The organism is Photobacterium malacitanum (assembly GCF_900185615.1).
Taxonomy (GTDB): Bacteria; Pseudomonadota; Gammaproteobacteria; order Enterobacterales; family Vibrionaceae; genus Photobacterium; species Photobacterium malacitanum.
The window spans coordinates 1-1,714 of the sequence record NZ_FYAK01000031.1; the positions used below are offsets into that span (position 1 = coordinate 1).

Annotated in this window: 4 tRNA genes and 1 rRNA gene; all 5 read left to right on the forward strand. The window is 45.7% G+C overall.

Features of this window, described 5'->3' with window-relative positions:
* The first annotated feature begins 51 nt into the window (after positions 1 to 51).
* Positions 52 to 127: transfer RNA gene (locus PMAL9190_RS19830), tRNA-Glu, on the forward strand.
* Between the two features lie 21 nt (positions 128 to 148).
* Positions 149 to 224: transfer RNA gene (locus PMAL9190_RS19835), tRNA-Lys, on the forward strand.
* Between the two features lie 68 nt (positions 225 to 292).
* Positions 293 to 368, forward strand: a tRNA-Val gene (locus PMAL9190_RS19840).
* A gap of 44 nt (positions 369 to 412) precedes the next feature.
* A tRNA-Ala gene (locus PMAL9190_RS19845) sits at positions 413 to 488 on the forward strand.
* Between the two features lie 307 nt (positions 489 to 795).
* A 23S ribosomal RNA gene (locus PMAL9190_RS19850) occupies positions 796 to 1,714 on the forward strand; the annotation flags it as partial.

Consider the following 1,714-nt stretch of genomic DNA (forward strand, 5'->3'; position numbering starts at 1 on the left):
AAATGTAAAAGAGCCGACGTAAGTTGCCCAACAACTTACGTTATGAACATTGTCCCGTTCGTCTAGAGGCCTAGGACACCGCCCTTTCACGGCGGTAACAGGGGTTCGACTCCCCTACGGGACGCCACTTCTTTTTGAAGTGAAAATTGGGTCGTTAGCTCAGTTGGTAGAGCAGTTGACTTTTAATCAATTGGTCGCAGGTTCGAATCCTGCACGACCCACCATTTCCTTTCCACGAAGGAAAGCTAGTTTGGTTTTACTTTTTAAAGTGAAAACAAATAGCAACTATCGTGGGCGATTAGCTCAGTTGGGAGAGCACCTCCCTTACAAGGAGGGGGTCACTGGTTCGAGCCCGGTATCGCCCACCACTTTCTCTTTTTAGAGAACTTCTCCTAAAGAAGTAAAACTTTAAGGGGCTATAGCTCAGCTGGGAGAGCGCTTCGCTGGCAGCGAAGAGGTCTGCGGTTCGATCCCGCATAGCTCCACCACTTTATAAATACATTCGTAAGAGTGTGATTACAAAGTGGTTATCTAATGATAATTGCATGCTCTTTAACAATCTGGAAAGCTGACTAGTAAATTCAATCGAAAGATTGATTTTAAAAAATGTTTTTATTTTCGAATAAAAACGAGTTCTCAAAACATACACATTCAAGTGTCTGTGTTTGCTTTCACTTTTTAAAGTGAAGACAAATAAATGAGTCCGGCGAAAAACCAATGTTTAATATTTTCTTGATCGAAATGTTAAACGCAAACCTTGGTTAGTTGAACATACAAGACCTCTTGGGGTTGTATGGTTAAGTGACTAAGCGTACACGGTGGATGCCTTGGCAGTCAGAGGCGATGAAGGACGTATTAACTTGCGATAAGCCCAGATTAGGCAGTAAAAGCCACTTGAGTCTGGGATTTCCGAATGGGGAAACCCACTAGCATAAGCTAGTATCATTAACTGAATACATAGGTTAATGAGGCGAACCGGGGGAACTGAAACATCTAAGTACCCCGAGGAAGAGAAATCAACCGAGATTCCGGTAGTAGCGGCGAGCGAAACCGGATTAGCCCTTAAGTTAGTTCAGCGTTAGGTGAAGGTTCTGGAAAGTACCGCGATACAGGGTGATAGCCCCGTAACCAACAACGCTTTATTAGTGAAATCGAGTAGGACGGGACACGTGATATCCTGTTTGAACATGGGGGGACCATCCTCCAAGGCTAAATACTCCTGACTGACCGATAGTGAACCAGTACCGTGAGGGAAAGGCGAAAAGAACCCCTGTGAGGGGAGTGAAATAGAACCTGAAACCGTGTACGTACAAGCAGTAGGAGCCCACTTGTTGGGTGACTGCGTACCTTTTGTATAATGGGTCAGCGACTTAATTTTAGTAGCAAGGTTAACCGTTTAGGGGAGCCGTAGGGAAACCGAGTCTTAACTGGGCGTCATAGTTGCTAGGATTAGACCCGAAACCGAGTGATCTAGCCATGGGCAGGTTGAAGGTGAGGTAACACTTACTGGAGGACCGAACCGACTAATGTTGAAAAATTAGCGGATGACTTGTGGCTAGGGGTGAAAGGCCAATCAAACTCGGAGATAGCTGGTTCTCCCCGAAAGCTATTTAGGTAGCGCCTCGGACGAATACTACTGGGGGTAGAGCACTGTTAAGGCTAGGGGGTCATCCCGACTTACCAACCCTTTGCAAACTCCGAATACCAGTAAGTA